The organism is Amycolatopsis sp. NPDC051903 (assembly GCF_044452505.1).
Lineage (GTDB): Bacteria > Actinomycetota > Actinomycetes > Mycobacteriales > Pseudonocardiaceae > Amycolatopsis.
The window spans coordinates 136,331-151,420 of record NZ_JBITBT010000005.1 but is presented as its reverse complement, the minus strand read 5'-3'; the positions used below and the strand labels follow the sequence as shown (position 1 = coordinate 151,420).

17 protein-coding genes are annotated in these 15,090 nt (G+C 69.5%); 13 read left to right on the top strand and 4 right to left on the bottom strand.

Annotated elements, in window-relative coordinates:
- Positions 1-20: 20 nt before the first annotated feature.
- From ACIA77_RS14605 to ACIA77_RS14595, 3 genes are read left to right on the top strand one after another with little or no spacing between them, the layout of a single operon-like run.
- Entirely contained in the window at positions 21-812 is a 792-nt protein-coding gene (locus ACIA77_RS14605) for a glutaminyl-peptide cyclotransferase (protein ID WP_395886360.1), read from the top strand.
- A gap of 38 nt (positions 813-850) precedes the next feature.
- Positions 851-2,800, top strand: a complete 1,950-nt coding sequence (locus ACIA77_RS14600) for an MFS transporter (RefSeq protein ID WP_395886358.1) — start codon at positions 851-853, stop codon at positions 2,798-2,800.
- Positions 2,801-2,809: 9 nt separating this feature from the next.
- Positions 2,810-3,286 carry a DUF2771 family protein gene (locus ACIA77_RS14595; protein WP_395886357.1) on the top strand — a complete coding sequence of 159 codons (477 nt, stop codon included), beginning with the start codon at positions 2,810-2,812 and terminating at the stop codon, positions 3,284-3,286.
- 87 nt (positions 3,287-3,373) lie between these two features.
- On the opposite strand, the gene ACIA77_RS14590 is transcribed toward ACIA77_RS14595, so the two are convergent.
- Complete coding sequence (locus tag ACIA77_RS14590) at positions 3,374-3,760, bottom strand: cold-shock protein (protein WP_007033367.1); 387 nt, start codon at positions 3,758-3,760, stop codon at positions 3,374-3,376.
- Between the two features lie 131 nt (positions 3,761-3,891).
- On the opposite strand from ACIA77_RS14590, the gene ACIA77_RS14585 reads away from it, so the two are divergent.
- On the top strand, positions 3,892-4,134 hold the full coding sequence (locus ACIA77_RS14585) for a hypothetical protein (RefSeq protein WP_395886356.1): 243 nt from the start codon (positions 3,892-3,894) through the stop codon (positions 4,132-4,134).
- Between the two features lie 3 nt (positions 4,135-4,137).
- Here ACIA77_RS14585 and ACIA77_RS14580 read toward each other — a convergent pair whose 3' ends face one another.
- Entirely contained in the window at positions 4,138-4,746 is a 609-nt protein-coding gene (locus ACIA77_RS14580) for an HAD family hydrolase (protein ID WP_395886355.1), read from the bottom strand.
- Positions 4,747-4,851: 105 nt separating this feature from the next.
- Between ACIA77_RS14580 and ACIA77_RS14575 the strand changes: the two genes are divergently transcribed.
- The 3 genes from ACIA77_RS14575 (at position 4,852) to ACIA77_RS14565 (ending at position 7,136) form a co-directional block, all read left to right on the top strand.
- A complete protein-coding gene (locus tag ACIA77_RS14575) occupies positions 4,852-5,478 on the top strand; it encodes a TetR family transcriptional regulator (RefSeq protein ID WP_395886354.1) in 627 nt (208 codons plus the stop codon).
- A gap of 16 nt (positions 5,479-5,494) precedes the next feature.
- On the top strand, positions 5,495-6,463 hold the full coding sequence (locus ACIA77_RS14570) for a R2-like ligand-binding oxidase (protein WP_395886353.1): 969 nt from the start codon (positions 5,495-5,497) through the stop codon (positions 6,461-6,463).
- A 433-nt stretch (positions 6,464-6,896) separates the two neighbouring features.
- A complete protein-coding gene (locus tag ACIA77_RS14565; RefSeq protein ID WP_395886352.1) occupies positions 6,897-7,136 on the top strand; it encodes a hypothetical protein in 240 nt (79 codons plus the stop codon).
- A gap of 408 nt (positions 7,137-7,544) precedes the next feature.
- On the opposite strand, the gene ACIA77_RS14560 is transcribed toward ACIA77_RS14565, so the two are convergent.
- A complete protein-coding gene (locus tag ACIA77_RS14560; protein ID WP_395886351.1) occupies positions 7,545-9,203 on the bottom strand; it encodes an AMP-binding protein in 1,659 nt (552 codons plus the stop codon).
- A 104-nt stretch (positions 9,204-9,307) separates the two neighbouring features.
- Between ACIA77_RS14560 and ACIA77_RS14555 the strand changes: the two genes are divergently transcribed.
- The 6 genes from ACIA77_RS14555 to ACIA77_RS14530 all read left to right on the top strand — a co-directional run bounded on the left by ACIA77_RS14555 (position 9,308) and on the right by ACIA77_RS14530 (position 14,297).
- On the top strand, positions 9,308-10,081 hold the full coding sequence (locus ACIA77_RS14555; RefSeq protein WP_395886350.1) for an ESX secretion-associated protein EspG: 774 nt from the start codon (positions 9,308-9,310) through the stop codon (positions 10,079-10,081).
- A 55-nt stretch (positions 10,082-10,136) separates the two neighbouring features.
- Positions 10,137-10,691, top strand: a complete 555-nt coding sequence (locus ACIA77_RS14550) for a hypothetical protein (protein ID WP_395886349.1) — start codon at positions 10,137-10,139, stop codon at positions 10,689-10,691.
- An 86-nt stretch (positions 10,692-10,777) separates the two neighbouring features.
- Positions 10,778-11,269, top strand: a complete 492-nt coding sequence (locus ACIA77_RS14545; RefSeq protein WP_395886348.1) for a hypothetical protein — start codon at positions 10,778-10,780, stop codon at positions 11,267-11,269.
- The gene (locus ACIA77_RS14540; RefSeq protein ID WP_395886347.1) at positions 11,266-12,720 is read left to right on the top strand and encodes a hypothetical protein; all 1,455 of its coding nucleotides are present in this window, start codon (positions 11,266-11,268) and stop codon (positions 12,718-12,720) included. Before ACIA77_RS14545 ends, ACIA77_RS14540 begins: the two co-directional genes overlap by 4 nt.
- Before the next feature lie 438 nt (positions 12,721-13,158).
- Positions 13,159-13,911, top strand: coding sequence for a PhzF family phenazine biosynthesis protein (locus ACIA77_RS14535; RefSeq protein WP_395886346.1), 753 nt, complete (start codon positions 13,159-13,161; stop codon positions 13,909-13,911).
- Positions 13,911-14,297: a YccF domain-containing protein gene (locus tag ACIA77_RS14530; protein WP_395886345.1), complete on the top strand. Its 387-nt coding sequence runs from the start codon at positions 13,911-13,913 to the stop codon at positions 14,295-14,297. Before ACIA77_RS14535 ends, ACIA77_RS14530 begins: the two co-directional genes overlap by 1 nt.
- On the opposite strand, the gene ACIA77_RS14525 is transcribed toward ACIA77_RS14530, so the two are convergent.
- Positions 14,294-15,088, bottom strand: coding sequence for a metallophosphoesterase family protein (locus ACIA77_RS14525; protein ID WP_395886344.1), 795 nt, complete (start codon positions 15,086-15,088; stop codon positions 14,294-14,296). The two genes, ACIA77_RS14530 and ACIA77_RS14525, sit on opposite strands and share 4 nt — an antisense overlap.
- Positions 15,089-15,090 lie beyond the last annotated feature (2 nt).

Here is a 15,090-nt window from a genome sequence, read left to right as displayed (position 1 = left end):
CCCGTGCCAGGCTGTTCCCCGTGCGTACCTCCAAGGCACCGATCGTCTGGCCGCTGCTCGCCGTCGCCCTGCTCGGCGGCTGCGCCGGCACGTCAGCGGCACCGCCGGCGCCCGAAGCGATGACCGTCCAGGTGCTCCAGACGCTGCCGCACGACACGTCGGCCTTCACCGAGGGCCTCGAGTTCTCCGGCACCACGCTGTACGAGAGCCGCGGCCTGTCCGGCGAGTCGGCGCTCACCGCCGGACCGGCCGGCCAGGCGCCGGCCACGCGCGTCGCGCTGCCGTCGCCGCTGTTCGCCGAAGGCATCACGGTCCTCGGGCCCGAGCTGTGGCAGCTGACCTGGCAGGACGGCTTCGCCATCGAACGCGACTCGAAGACGCTCGCCGAGCTGCGCCGCGTGCCGTTCGACGGCGAAGGCTGGGGCCTGTGCCACCAGCCCAGCGGACGGCTCGTGATGAGCAACGGCAGCTCGAAGCTCACGTTCCGTGACCCGCAGACGTTTGCGGTCACCGGCAGTGTCGACGTCGGCGTGGACCAGCTCAACGAGCTGGAGTGCGTCGGTGACACGGTGTACGCGAACGTGTGGAAAACCGGGACGATCCTGCGCATCGACGCCCGCAGCGGCCAGATCACCGGGCGCATCGACGCGTCCGGCCTGCGGACTCCGGTCGAACCCGGCGAGGACGTGCTCAACGGCATCGCCGCGATCCCGGGCACGGACGAATTCCTCGTCACGGGCAAGCTCTGGCCGTCGATGTTCCGGGTGAAGTTCGTCCCAGCGAAGACCGGGGACACCCAGAACGGCACGTGAGCGGGCGGAACGGCACCCCGATGAGGCAGGATTGACACGTGGCACTCTTCGGTTCGCGCTCCGAACCCGACGGCACCTTCTCCAGCCGGTCGGGCAAGGGGCGCGGCCGGAAGTCCAAGCGCAAGTGGACGCCGGAGCCCGGCGCCGCCCAGGCCCGCTCCTGGCGCGACGCGCCGCCGCCCCCTCCGACCCGTGTCGACCAGCAGTCGCGGCCTGCGCCGCCCGAGTACGCCGACCAGCAGACGCGCCGCGTCCCGCCTGAGTACGCGGCGGCCGACCAGCCGCGCGCCCGGCCCCAGCACGTGCCCCCGGCCGGCCGGGGGCGCAGTCCGTTCTACGACGAACCGACCGCCGACGAAGCCCCCACCGGCGCTGGCCCGCGGGGTCACCGGCCACCGCCGAACCGCGGCGCCCGGCCGTACCCACCGCCGGACCAGCGCACCGAGCCCGTGCGGCCGCGGCCGGACAACCGGCCCGGCAGCGGTGACTACGAGCACTACGACACCGGTGGTTACGCGGGCGAGCCGCACGTGGGCCCCGAGCGCGACGAGGAGCTGCACACCACGGCGGCGCCCGGCGCGGGCTCGATCCCGAAGCTGCCGAAGAAGCTCACCGTCACGCGGGTCGCGGCGCTGCGCAGCCGGCAGCTGAGCGGGCAGGCCATCGGCATGTTCCAGCGCGCGACGAAGGCTGATGGCGCGGACAAGTCGGGCCTCACCTCGCTGATGTACGCGGTGATGCTCAACTACGCGAGCGACGCGGCCATGGCCATCGCGCTCGCCAACACGCTGTTCTTCGCCGCCACCAGCGGCGAGAGCAAGGGCAAAGTCGCGCTGTACCTGCTGATCACCATCGCGCCGTTCGCGCTCGTCGCGCCCGTGATCGGGCCGGCACTCGACCGCATCCAGCGCGGCCGGCGCCTCGCGATGTGCGCGTCGTCGCTCGGCCAGGGCCTGATGGCCGTGGTGATGGCACTGCACTTCGACGACTGGCTGCTGTACCCGGCCGCGCTCGGGATGATGGTGCTGTCGAAGTCGTTCACCGTGCTCAAGGCAGCCATCACGCCGCGCGTGGTGCCACCGGAGATCACGCTGTCGAAGACCAACGCGCGCCTCACGATCTTCGGTCTCATCGCCGGTGGCGTGTTCGGCGCGCTCGCCAGCGGCGTCAGCTCGTTCAGCGGGTCGGCGGGCGCGCTCTGGTTCACCGCGCTGATCTGCGTGGCCGCGGCCGTGCAGTCGATGCGGATCCCGTCGTGGGTCGAGGTGACCGAGGGCGAGGTGCCGACGTCGCTGTCCGCGCGGCCGGAGCCGAAGCAGAAGAAGCGGCGCCAGCCGATGGGCCGCCACATCGTGGTCGCCTTGTGGGGCAACGGTTCCGTGCGCGTGCTCACCGGATTCCTCATGATGTTCGCCGCGTTCGCGGTGAAAGCGCAGACCGAGGGCCAGGGCCACAGCCCGTTCATGCAGCTGCTGCTGCTCGGCATCATCGGCGCCGCGGCCGGGGCGGGCGGGTTCGTCGGCAACGCGCTGGGCTCGCGCCTGCAGTTCGGCTCGCCGGACCAGGTGATCCTCGGGTGCGTCGCCGCGTGCGCCGGCACGACGCTGATCGCGACCCTCCTACCGGGACTCGCGACGGCCGCGATCGTCGGCCTCGTCGGCGCGACGGCGAGCGCGCTCGCGAAGATCAGCCTCGACGCCGTGATCCAGGCGGACCTGCCCGAGCAGTCGCGCGCGTCGGCCTTCGGACGGTCGGAAACGGTGCTGCAGCTGGCTTGGTGCTTCGGCGGTGCCGTGGGCCTGCTGCTGCCGCCGACGTACTGGATCGGCTTCCTCGTGGTGACGCTGCTGCTCGGCGTGGGCCTCACGCAAACCTACTTCGTGCGCCGGGGCGGTTCGCTCGTGCCCGGGCTCGGTGGAAACCGCCCACTGCGGCCCGAACCGACCGGCAGCTTCCCCGCGCAGGGTCTGCCGCGCGAGCGCCGGTAATCTTCGGCCATGCGACGTTCCCGTTTGGTGGCCGTGCTCGCGGCCGGTGGTCTCGCCGTGGCCGGCTGCTCCGCGCCGGGCCCGGCCGAGGTGACGTTCTACGGCGACGGGCACACGATCCGCGTCGGCCCCATCGGCAACTGCGATCTGAGCACCGGCGTCTGCTCCGCCAACCCGGGCGCCGCGGGCACGCTGAAGGTGCGCCCGGGCCTGCCGGTGGTGGTCTCCGTGCCGAAGGAGATCGCCGAGGGCCCGTGGAAGGTCACCGTGCAGTCCGTCGACGGCAAGGGCCAGCCCCAGCCGTTGAAGGAAGACATCATCACCAACGGCGACCAGTACGCCTACACCGCGACGCCGCCGTCGAAGGACGACCAGATCGTGGTGGTCGAGATCGCGCAGGCCACGGTCATCAGCCGCACCGGCGACCCGAACGACGCGGAGCCGATCACGTCGGCGTTGTGGTCGCTCCAGGTGCAGCCCGCCTGATCCCGGCGGACGGGGTCACAGGGTCCCGGCGGAGGGAACGGTTTTCCGTCCGCCCGCCGGCCCCGCGAGTTGCTGCCCGTCGCCGGTTTAGGGGTCGAGGTCCCGGGCGACCGCGCGCATGATCTCCGCGATCTGCTTGGTGTGCTTGCGATCCGGGTACCGGTTGCGCCGCAGGTCCGGCTGGACCTTGAGTTCGAGGAGCTTGATCATGTCCTCGATGAGGCCGTGCAGTTCCTCGGCGGGGCGCCGGCGCGCTTCGGCGACCGACGGCGGCGGGTCGAGCAAGCGGACGGAAAGCGCCTGCGGCCCGCGACGGCCGTCGGCGACGCCGAACTCCAGCCGCTGCCCGGCCTTGAGGCCTTCGACGCCCTGCGGCAGCGCGGCCTTGCGGATGTAGACATCGGCTCCGCCGTCCTGCGTGACGAACCCGAACCCCTTCTCCGCGTCGTACCACTTGACCTTGCCGGTCGGCACTTCCCTCACCAGTCCTTCTGCTGTGCTGCTCACGACGAACGCGCCCCGGGCGTACCCAGGGCGCGCGTCCGCTTAGCGTATCTCGCCACATGCCCTGGGGAGAAGCGGATACGGCCGATACGCTCGGCGCCATGGAAGACACCGCGAAGCAGACCGGCCGGACGCCGACCGGCAAACCGATCCTGATGCGGATCGGCATCGGCCTGTTCGGCATCGGCATGGCGGCCGTGCTGGCGGTGTTCGTGATGTTCGCAGCCGGCCTGGAGAACCTGCCCGTGTGGCTCAGCGCCGTCGCAGGCGTGGTGACGCCGCTGGGGTTGCTGCTGGGCCTGATCGCGCTGGTCCGCGAGGCGCGCGCGGGCAAACACGGCTGAGCGTCAGCCGAACGTCCGCGCGAACCAGTCCGGGAACTCCACCAGCGAGGCGAACACCACGTCCGCTCCTTCGGCGACCAGTTCTTCCCGTGTGCACGGCCCCGTGGTGACCGCCACCGCGAGCGCGCCCGCCGCGCGGGCGCCGCGCACGTCGCCGAGGTGATCTCCGACATACGCGCGAGCGTCGTGCTCCTTCAAAGCCACCGCTTTCCGCGTGGACCACAGCTCGCCGACGAGCTCGTCGACCTCCAGCCCGAGCGCCTCGACGTGCCGCCGCGCGTTGGGCGCGAACTTGCCCGTGACGACGAGCGTGCGCCCGCCCGCCGCGCGCACGGCCTTCAGCGCCTCCGCCGCGCCCGGCAGCGCGATCGTGCTCGGCACGACCACCTCCGGGTACAGCTCGCGGAACCGGCCGACGAGCTCCGGGATGCGCTCCTCCGGCGCCTCGAAGCCGCGCAGGCTGTCCTCGAGTGGCGGGCCGAGGTTGGCGGCAAAGTGCTCGCCGTCCAACGGCAGGCCCGCCTCCGCACCGAGTGCGTTCATCACCGCGACCATGCCGGGCCGCGGGTCGATCAGTGTCATGTCCAGGTCGAAGCCCACCGTGATGCACACGATCGCCACGGTAGCGGGCGGCACCGACAGGACCGCGAAACTGTACATCCGATCGAGTTCGGTAAACCTTCTTGACACATTTTTCAGATGTGTCAAGCTGGCGATGTGACGAGCTTCACCGAGCGCACCAAAGCTTCGCTGCGCGAGGCCCTCCTCGACGCGGCCGCGGACCTGCTCCCGGACCGCGGCCACGCCGGGCTGCGCATGGCCGACGTCGCGGCGCGCGCCGGCGTGAGCCGGCAGACCGTCTACAACGAGTTCGGCAGCAAGGCGGCGCTCGCGCAGGCCGTGGCGCTGCGCACGGCGTCGGCGTTCCTCGACGCCCTCCGCTCCCGCTTCGAGGACGCCGACGGGCTGGCCGCCGCGATCCACGGCGGCGTCGTCTACACCATCGAGCACGCCCGCGAGAACCGCCTCGTCGCCGCCGCGCTCGGCACGGGCGAGGGCGAAGACCTGCTCCCCCTGCTGACCACCAAGGGCGAGCCCATCCTCACGGCCGCCGCCGACCTGGCGACCGAGCACTATCGCGAGCTCGAACCGCGGCTTTCGCAGGAATCCGCCGCCCTGCTGGCGGAAACCGTGGTGCGGCTGTCGCTGAGCCACCTGGTGCTGCCGACGCATTCCGCGACCGTGGCGGCCGACGCCGTGGTCGCTGTGCTGGCACCCGCCATCGAGCAGTTCGTCCGCGAGCCGTCCGCGGATTCGTCCGGAGATTCGTCCACAACGGAGTGACACGAAAGGGCCAGTCATGACCGAAACGCTCCCCGAACTGCGCAGCGGGTTTTCGTCGCTGCGGGAGGGCGGGCTCAACTGGGACTCGTTCCCCTTGCGCCTGTTCGTCAAGGGCAACAAGAAGTTCTGGAACCCGGCCGACCTCGACTTCAGCCAGGAGCGCGATGGCTGGCAGAGCCTCACCCCGGAGCAGCAGCGCTCCACCACCTACCTCGTGGCCCAGTTCATCGCCGGCGAAGAGGCCGTGACCGAGGACATCCAGCCGTTCATGCGCGCGATGTCGGCGACCGGCCGCTTCGGCGACGAGATGTACCTCACGCAGTTCTGCTTCGAGGAGGCCAAGCACGTCGAGGTGTTCCGGCGCTGGATGGACGCCGTCGGCCTCGACCACGACCTCCACCAGTACGTGGCGGAAAACCCGCACTACCGCAAGCTGTTCTACGAAGAGCTGCCGCAGTCGCTGCGCGCGCTGGCGGACGATCCCAGTCCCCTCAACCAGATCCGCGCGAGCGTGACCTACAACCACGTGATCGAAGGCAGCCTGGCGCTCACGGGCTACTACTCGTGGCAGCTGATCTGCACCCAGAACCAGATCCTGCCCGGCATGCAGGAACTCGTCCGCCGCATCGGCGACGACGAACGCCGCCACATGGCGTGGGGCACCTTCACCTGCCGCCGCCACGTCGCCGCTGACGATTCGCTGTGGGACGCCGTGCAGCAGCGCATGGGCGAACTGCTGCCCCACGCGCTCGGCATGATCCAGTGGGTGCAGGACCAGTTCGAGGAAGTCCCGTTCGACAACGACCCGGAAGAGCTCCTCCAGTACGCCGCCGACCGCGCCCAGCGCCGCCTCGGCGCCATCGAATCGGCCCGCGGCACACCGGTCGAGCAGATCGACCTGGACTACTCACCGGAGCAGCTTGAGGAAACCTTCGGCGAGGAAGACGAGAAGGCACTGGCGGAAGCCGCCGCCGCGGCTTCCTGAGCGACTCCTGCACCTGGCCGTCCCCGGTTCCCCAGGGGACGGCCAGGTGCGGTCACCGTCAAAGCACCGTGCTGCCGTCGCTGGAGGAGCGGCGGTGACGCCGCGGGAGTTGATCACCGTCGCCGCCGCGGAACCGTGGCCTGGCAACGAATCCAGCCGTGCGCGGGAGCCGTCTGGCGCCCACCGCGCGGCCGAAGCGGTTGACCCCGTGCGGCGCTACGGCCGTCACTCGGCAGGTACGCCGGCCGGCCAATGGGGCCCACCGCACGGCGAGGTCACCGCCGAAGCCGGGGTTCCCGAGACCGACGACGGTGCCGAGTCGTTGCGGCCAGCACTTCCGGGCTGTCCAGTGCCCTCAGGCAGGGCGTGCGTCGCGCGGCCCGACCGATTCCCCCGCACCGCCACGGAAGATCCGCCGACCGTCTTCGAGCCGATGGCCACCCCTCTGAGGGAGATCGCGACGACCCAGGCCGTACTCGGCGTCCGGCGTCAGGGTGGTGATGCGCCCGCGCGCACGACGCGGGTGGTGCTGCTGGCGTCGACCGCGGCGCCGGCGATCACGCGACCGTCGCGCTCCCAGCGCAGGGGGCGGGCGACGATGCCGCCGGAGTCCCAGGCCACCGCGCGGCAAGTGTCGCTGTCCGCGCTCGTCGGCGCTGTGCCGGGCAGCTAGCACACTGTGCCGTCGGCGGCCCAGCGCGCGCCGGACGTGGTGCGCGTCCTCGGCCCGCCCGACCGCGACGTCGGCCTTGTTGATCGCGACGGCCTGGCAAACCTCGCCGACGTGCGCCGACAGCGCGGTGAGCTCGCCCGTCGGCGAACAACTTCGCCGGGTGGTCGAGATCGTGACGTCGCGCGAGACGTCTCGCCCGCGACGGTGCTGCGGTCGTCGATCGACTCGACCCGCCGCACTCGTCACCCGGCCGGGATGCGAGCTCCACCGGTCCCGGCGGCATCGCGACCGGTAACAGCGCCACAGGCACCACCTGCAGCGAACACTCTTCGGCTGAACTTCCCAGACCACACGTCGTTCCCCCTTCGCTGATCGGCTCAGGGGGAACACGCGCTTCCGGTTGCCTCGCTACGCGTGCTGGGTGGCAGCGGCAGCCTCGAGGCCGAGCAGCGTCACGGACTGCTCACGCATCTCGACCTTGCGCACCTTGCCCGTGACGGTCATCGGGAACTCCTCGACGACGTGCACGTAGCGCGGGATCTTGTAGTGCGCGAGCTTGCCCGCGCAGAATTCGCGCACCGCTTCGGCCGTGAGCGGCTCGGCGCCCTCGCGCATGCGGATCCAGGCCATGAGCTCCTCGCCGTACTTGACGTCGGGCACGCCGATCACCTGTGCGTCGAGGACGTTCGGGTGCGTGTAGAGGAACTCCTCGATCTCGCGCGGGTACACGTTCTCGCCGCCGCGGATCACCATGTCCTTGATGCGGCCGGTGATGTTGAGGTAACCGCCGTCGTCCATGATCGCGAGGTCACCGGTGTGCATCCAGCGGGCGGCGTCGATGGCCTCGGCCGTCTTGTCGGGCTGTTCCCAGTAGCCGAGCATCACGGAGTAGCCCCGCGTGCAGAGTTCGCCGGGCACGCCGCGCGGCACCGTCAGGCCCGTTTCGGGATCGACCACTTTGGACTCGAGGTGCGGTCCAACGCGGCCCACCGTGGACACTCGGCGCTCCACCGAGTCGTCGGCGCGCGTTTGTGTGGAGACGGGCGAGGTTTCCGTCATGCCGTAACAGATGGACACCTCGGTCATGCCCATGCGGTCGATGACCTGCTTCATCACCTCGACCGGGCACGGCGAGCCCGCCATGATCCCGGTGCGCAGCGACGACAGGTCGAACGAGTCGAACTCGGGGTGGTTGAGCTCGGCGATGAACATCGTCGGCACGCCGTAGAGCGACGTGCACCCTTCCGCCGCAACGGCTTCCAGCGTCGCCTTCGGGTCGAACGCCGGCGCCGGGATCACCATGGCCGCGCCGTGGCTGGTGCACGCGAGGTTGCCCATGACCATGCCGAAGCAGTGGTAGAAGGGCACGGGGATGCAGACGCGGTCTTCCTCGGTGTAGTTGCACAGCTCGCCGACGAAGAAGCCGTTGTTGAGGATGTTGTGGTGGGAAAGCGTGGCGCCCTTGGGAAAACCCGTGGTGCCGGAGGTGTACTGGATGTTGATCGGGTCGTCGGCCGACAGGTTCGCCTGCAGCTTCGCGAGCTCCGCCGGGTCGCCGCCTTCACCGGCGGCCATCAGGTCCGTCCACGCGCCGGTGCCGAGCAGCACCACGGACTCGAGGTCCGCGCACCGGGGCCGGACCTCCTCGATCATCGCCGCGTAGTCCGACGTCTTGAACTTGTCCGCCGCGACGAGCATCCGCACGCCGGCCTGCTTGAGGACGTACTCGAGTTCGTGCGAGCGGTACGCGGGGTTGATGTTGACGAGGATGGCGCCGATCTTGGCGGTCGCGTACTGCAGCACCGTCCACTCCGCGCGGTTCGGCGACCAGATGCCCACGCGGTCGCCCTTGCGGATGCCCTTGGCGACCAGGCCGTGGGCGAGGGTGTCGACGTCGGTCTTGAATTCCGCGTAAGTCCACCTGATGTTCGCCGCGCGGTCCACCAGCGCGTCGCGCTCCGGGAAGGCGGCCACAGTGCGGTCGAGGTTGTCCCCGATCGTGTCGCCCAGCAGGGGGACGTCGGACGTCCCGGAGGCGTAACTGGGCAATGCGGGCGCGTCAGGCATGGGTGCCTCCCGTGGCGGTCGTCGTCGACAAGGGGAGTCTAGTGCCGTGCGCCGTCCGCTACGCTCGGTGGCGGTTGGGGATCCTTTCACGAGGGGTTGGGGCTGTGCCGGAGGAATTCTCCCTGAGCTGGCATGAGGTCGACGTCGCCGTGCGCCGCAGCGGCCTGCCCGCCTCGTGGCACCCCTTCGAGATCCGCAGTCCGGGCTACACGGTCGACGAGCACGAGCGCTTGTCGGACGCCGCCTGGGACTCCATGCGGTCCCGCGGGCTGGCCGAAGCGGACAAACTGGATCCGGACGTCCTGGCCACGCTGCAGGCCTGGACCCGCCCGGAGGTCCTGATCATCGTCCGCGCCGCCGAACTCCCGTCCGGCACGGTCCTCTACCGCGCCTCCGCGGGCTTCGGCCTGGGCGTGTTCTCCGAGTCCCTCGCCGAGGGCATCCGCTTCCTGCAGGTCCGCCCCGAACGGGTGGCGGAGACGGTGCTGAGCATGTTCCCCGCGTATCCCCCGCTGCCCGTCTCGCCGATCGCCATCACCCAATCCCCGCCCCGCCACTCCTCCGCGGACTTCTCCGACTTCTCCGACCGCGACTTCACCGCCGACGGCTCCTCCCCCTCCCGCCGCGACCGCGACGCGCTCGCCGCGTACTCCCGCTGGCCCCTCCACCGCCACGGCACGGTCGAACTCTCCCTCCGCCCCCGCCACGGCTCGCTGCGCCCCGTCGGGACGGTGACGTTCGCGGATACCGATGGTGGCCGGTACGTGACGTTCTCGGAGCCGCTTCGGGACGGGGGGTTCCGGTTGAGGTTCGTGCCGTCGGATGGCTCGCACCTGCGGAGGTGGCTGTTGGATGCGATCGAGGAAGGCGTGCGCTGACGGCATCCGCCGACGGGCTCGCCTCGGGCGATCACCTACCCGTAGTGTTCAGCGCGTGACTGGACCGATCCGTGGCTTCGTGACCTTCGTCGGCCTCGCCGCACTCGCCTGCGCCCTGACCGCCTGCGACGGCCCGTCCGTCGGCGGCACCCCCGCACCGGCGACCCCGTCTGCGTCGGCGCCGAGCAGTTCAGCTGCGCAGTCGAACACCCCGTTGGCTGGCATGAGCCCCTGCACAACGCTGGACCAGGCACTCGCTGGACAGGGCTACCCACCGGCGAAGCCCGAATCCGCCGACATCGAGCACTCCTGCGGCACCGACCGGCCCGACGGACACGGCGTCAGTCTCCAGCTCCAGGACGGCATGACCATAGACCAAGACCTGACCGACCCCTCCGTGGCGAAGACCGGATCGATCAACGGCCGGAAAGCGATCCTCGAACGCGGCCTCCTTCACGCTACCGGGGGATGTGCCGTCCGGATGGAGGTCAAGCCACACTCACGAGCCATCGTGGTCGGCACGCTGGCGAACGGCAGCACCGACGAAGCATGCGACTACGCCGACAGCGTCGCCAAAGCCGTGGAAGTCCTGCTGCCGAAAGCCGGCTGATCAGCGATCGCCCGAACTCACTGACATCGCAGACCGAGCCAGTTACAGTGAACGGGGGAGTACGCAGGGTATCCTGGAGGGGCTTGATGACGACCGGTGACGCGAACGCTGACTTCGGCGGAGGACCGCCGGCAGCAACATCTGGAAACCCCGGACAAAGCCTCCCGAACCTCGTTGCGAATCCGCTGGACGACGCAGGGGTTCAGCGGATCAGCGAGGGCGCTACCCAGTTCAAAGCCCTCGCCGAGAGCGGTGGTTTCACCATCAACGACGAGGCCTTCAAAGCCTACGAGAAGGTTTGCGACGAATTCCTCCACGGATACGGCCAAATCCAACGAAATCTTTTTCTTTTGACAACTCGAGCCCAAATGGGCAACAGCGACTACGCAAAAGAAGTTGCGGATTTCAATCGTAAAGTCGCCGACGGCGACCCGCAGTCGCTAATACCCAATCTGGAGCAGCTCAAGAACAGCTTCGAGCAGGTCAAAGAAGCTCTCACCATCGCTCGGAACAACTACCGAAAAATCGATGGCGAACAAACGCAAAACCTCTCAAACGCGAACAAGGCGGACTCATGACGGAGAGGCACGCCGAGCAACGCGAGTACGAGGCTGACTACTACAGCCAGACCCACGCCGACCTGTCCAAGAAGGCAGCGCCGAGCCGCCTCGGCACCGAGGACCAGCAGAACATCCGCGACTCGGTCGACAATCGCACGGGCCAGGACGCGTCGAACTACTCAGTCAGCCAAGGCGAGCAATTGCTGCAGGACCAGGCGACACGAGGCGATGGTCCTGCCCCCAACGCGAACTACGCCGCCCATGATCACCAAGATCTGTACAACATGGTCCATACCAACTTGGACGTCGGAGGCATTGACGCGCGGGGACGAGTCTCCAACGACATAGGAAACTGGCTCGCGACGATTTCTCATTCGGTGGACAGTGCGACTAAAACCAGCGGCGCAGTGTGGCAGGGAGCCGGTGCGTCACAAGCGCACAACTTCTTCCAGAACACAGCCTCCTACACCGCGCAAACCGCCAACGCCGCACAGTTGAGTTCCAACCGGTACTCCCAGCAAGCAGCTGCAGCCAGCTACGCCCAGCACAACATGCCCGAGCCCACCGGGTTCAACCAGCAGGCCGAGATGGACAAGGCCACGCAACAGATCACCAGCGGCGACCCGGCCGGTGCCATTCAAACGATGAACGGGATCGCGGCCAAGCAGCAGCAAGCGGACGCAGCGCATCAACAAGCTGTCCAAGTGATGCAAGGCCTGGACAACACGTACCACGAAACGTCCACAACACAGCCCCAGTTCGCACCGCCGCCGCAGCTCGGCGGGTCGGACAACAGCACCCACATCAGCAGCGCCGCGCCCAGCGGTGGTGTCGGCGGGCACGGTGGGGGCTTCAACGGCCCGGCCGGCGCCAACTTCAGCGGGACCGGCGGCAGCAGCGGCGCTGGCGGCGGCCCCGGGGGTGCGCCGGCCAACTTCGGCGGCAACGCCTACACCCCGGGGACCAGCACCGGCGCCGGGGCGTTCCCGGGGGCCGGGCCCGGCGGTGGGGGCGGCTTCCGCTCACCGGCCGCGGGTGGCGGGTTCGGGCGGCTGTCCCCCGATGCGATGGCGCTCGGCGGCGGGCCGGGTGGTGTCGGGGGCAGTGGTGAGGACACCGTGCGCGGGCGGTCCGGCTTCGGCGGCGGACGGGCCGGCGGCGGGTCCGCCGGAAGCCGCGTCTCTGGTGGCGGAGCGACCGCGAAGCCGGGCGAAGGCGAGGGCAGCGGCGCCAAGGGCGCGAGCGAACGCCTCGAGCGCGGCGCGACCGCAGCGGCCAACGCGGGCAAAGGCGGCAAGGCCGGCGCACCCGGGGCGGGCGGCGCAGCGGGCGCCGGCAAGAAGAAGGAAGACGACAAGGAGCACAAGAACAAGCTCCCGACCCAGGCCGACCCGGACGAGGTGTTCGAGGTGCGGCCCGAGCGTGGACCCGACGGCGAGAAGATCACACCACCGGTCATCGGTGGGTGAACAGGAAGGACACGGCATCACCACTTCGGTGGTGCCGCGGGGCGAGTGCAGTGCCACCGGCGATAGAACACGCCGGTGGCACCACCTAGCTTTCACACGCTGAATGCGGGCTCTCCACAAGGTGACGGCACGTTGGGCGCCGACTCAGCCGCGAGGTGGCACCGCCTAGCTTTCACCCGCTCACTGCGGGCTCGCTGACTCAGCCGCGAGGTGGCTCCGCGTCGCCTCAGCAGGTTGCAGTGACTGGACGAAGCCGGCAAACCCCGGTCAGCCAGCCCCACCAACACGACGGATCAAGCATGCCGGACGGCTGAAGACCTGTCCGAGAAGCTCGAACGTCTCCTCCCCTAACCGTCGAGCCAAGTCGACAAAGCGCCAAAAAACTCCAGGGGAAATCCCTGACCCGCTCCCCCGACCACCACCGGTAACGTTGCGCACATGCGGTTCTACGTGGTCGACGCCTTCACCGACCAGGCGTTCGCCGGGAATGCGGCCGGGGTGGTCGTCCTCGAGCGGGCGGTGGAGGACGGCTGGATGCAGCAGGTGGCGGCCGAGATGAAGCACTCCGAGACGGCGTTCGTGAGGCCCGGGGGTGAAACCACCGAACTCCGCTGGTTCACCCCGACCACCGAGGTGGACCTGTGCGGCCACGCGACCATCGCGGCGACGCAGGTGCTCGGCGGGACGCAGACGTACGACACGCGCAGCGGGATCCTCACCTGCGCCAAGCAGGGCGACGGCTGGATCCGCATGGACTTCCCCGCGGACGAGCCGCGCGAGACGGGCGAGGACGTCGGGCACATCCTGGCCGGCGACACCACGTATGTGGGCCGCGCCAAGGAGAACCTGTTCGTGGAGCTGCCCGACGAAGAAAGCGTCCGCAAGGCCGAGCCGGACCTCGCGCAGCTGAAGAACACGTGGACCGGCCGCCTGATCATCACGGCGCGAGGCACCGAGTACGACTTCGTCAGCCGGTTCTTCGGCCCCGGGGTCGGGGTGGACGAGGATCCCGTGACGGGGTCGGCGCACTGCGCGCTGGCGCCGTACTGGGGGCGCAAGCTCGGGAAGACGAACCTCACCGCAGCGCAGGTGTCGCAGCGGGGCGGGGTCGTCGGAACGGAACTCGACAACGACCGCGTCCACCTCAGTGGCCGCGCGGTCACCGTGGTGAGTGGGGAGCTGCACGTCTGATGCGCCTGCTGCTGAACATCATCTGGCTCGTGCTCTGCGGCTTCTGGATGGCCGTCGGCTACCTCGTCGCGGGCATCATCTGCTGCATCCTGATCATCACCATCCCGTTCGGGCTGGCGAGCTTCCGGATCGCGAACTACGCGCTGTGGCCGTTCGGCCGCACGATCGTCGACCGGCGCGACGCGGGGGTCGGGTCGGTGCTGGGCAACATCATCTGGTTCATCTTCGCCGGGTTGTGGCTGGCGATCGGGCACGTGATCACGGGCGTGCTGCTGTGCCTCACCATCATCGGCATCCCGCTGGGGCTCGCGAACTTCAAGCTGATCCCGATCTCCCTCATGCCGCTGGGCAAGGAGATCGTGCCGGCCCCCGATAACGGCCTCTAGGACTCCGGCACGAACGGCAGCTCCACCACCAGGCACGGCCCGCCGACGAACAACCCGCCGTCGATCCCCAGCGCCTTGCCGCCGGCGTACAGGTAGGGTCCTTCGATCTGCGCCGGGTGGATCCCCAGCTGGTCGGCGATCACGCTGTGCCCGTGGACGATCCGCGTGCCGCCCAGCGCGTCCATCAGCTGCTGCGCGTTGTCCTCGCCGGCGGGGCCGCGGAAGGCGTAGCGCGTGGTCATCCGCCGCCAGACCTCCCAGAAGGCCTCGATGTCGTTGCCGGTCAGGATCTCCTTGACCGCCGCGTTGATCGCATCGAGGCCGTCGCCCCAGTCCAGGTACTCGAGCGTGTCCGAGTGCACCAGCAGGTGGTCGTCGACGAGGGAAACCACCGGACGCGCCGAGAGCCACTCGATGTGCTCCGGCGTGAGCCGGTCCTGGTCGGACAGCAGGCCGCCGTTGATCTCCCAGCTGCGCGCGAAGCTGCGCGGGCCGAAGTCCGACGGCACCTGGCGGTCGCCGAAGTGGTACATCCCCAGGAGCAGGATCTCGTGGTTCCCCAGCAGCATCTGCACGGACCCGCCGGCGTCGGTCGCCTGCTCCTGCAGCGAACGCACGAAGTCGATCACGCCCACCCCGTCGGGGCCGCGGTCCACGAAGTCGCCGAGGAACCACAGCTGGTCTTCGGCGCCGCTCCACTTGTCGTCGCCGTCGACCAGTCCCTCGGCGCGCAGGGCGTCGGCCAGGGCGTCTCGGTGCCCGTGGACGTCGCCCACCACATACACGCTCATCG

Bases quoted from the DNA above. Each gene is read 5' to 3' on its own strand.
- ACIA77_RS14595 (WP_395886357.1), top strand. From the start codon at position 2,810: ATGCGACGTTCCCGTTTGGTGGCCGTGCTCGCGGCCGGTGGTCTCGCC.
- ACIA77_RS14585 (WP_395886356.1), top strand. From the start codon at position 3,892: ATGGAAGACACCGCGAAGCAGACCGGCCGGACGCCGACCGGCAAACCG.
- ACIA77_RS14570 (WP_395886353.1), top strand. From the start codon at position 5,495: ATGACCGAAACGCTCCCCGAACTGCGCAGCGGGTTTTCGTCGCTGCGG.
- ACIA77_RS14565 (WP_395886352.1), top strand. From the start codon at position 6,897: ATGGCCACCCCTCTGAGGGAGATCGCGACGACCCAGGCCGTACTCGGC.
- ACIA77_RS14560 (WP_395886351.1), bottom strand. From the start codon at position 9,203: ATGCCTGACGCGCCCGCATTGCCCAGTTACGCCTCCGGGACGTCCGAC.
- ACIA77_RS14545 (WP_395886348.1), top strand. From the start codon at position 10,778: ATGACGACCGGTGACGCGAACGCTGACTTCGGCGGAGGACCGCCGGCA.
- ACIA77_RS14540 (WP_395886347.1), top strand. From the start codon at position 11,266: ATGACGGAGAGGCACGCCGAGCAACGCGAGTACGAGGCTGACTACTAC.
- ACIA77_RS14535 (WP_395886346.1), top strand. From the start codon at position 13,159: ATGCGGTTCTACGTGGTCGACGCCTTCACCGACCAGGCGTTCGCCGGG.
- ACIA77_RS14530 (WP_395886345.1), top strand. From the start codon at position 13,911: ATGCGCCTGCTGCTGAACATCATCTGGCTCGTGCTCTGCGGCTTCTGG.
- ACIA77_RS14525 (WP_395886344.1), bottom strand. From the start codon at position 15,088: ATGAGCGTGTATGTGGTGGGCGACGTCCACGGGCACCGAGACGCCCTG.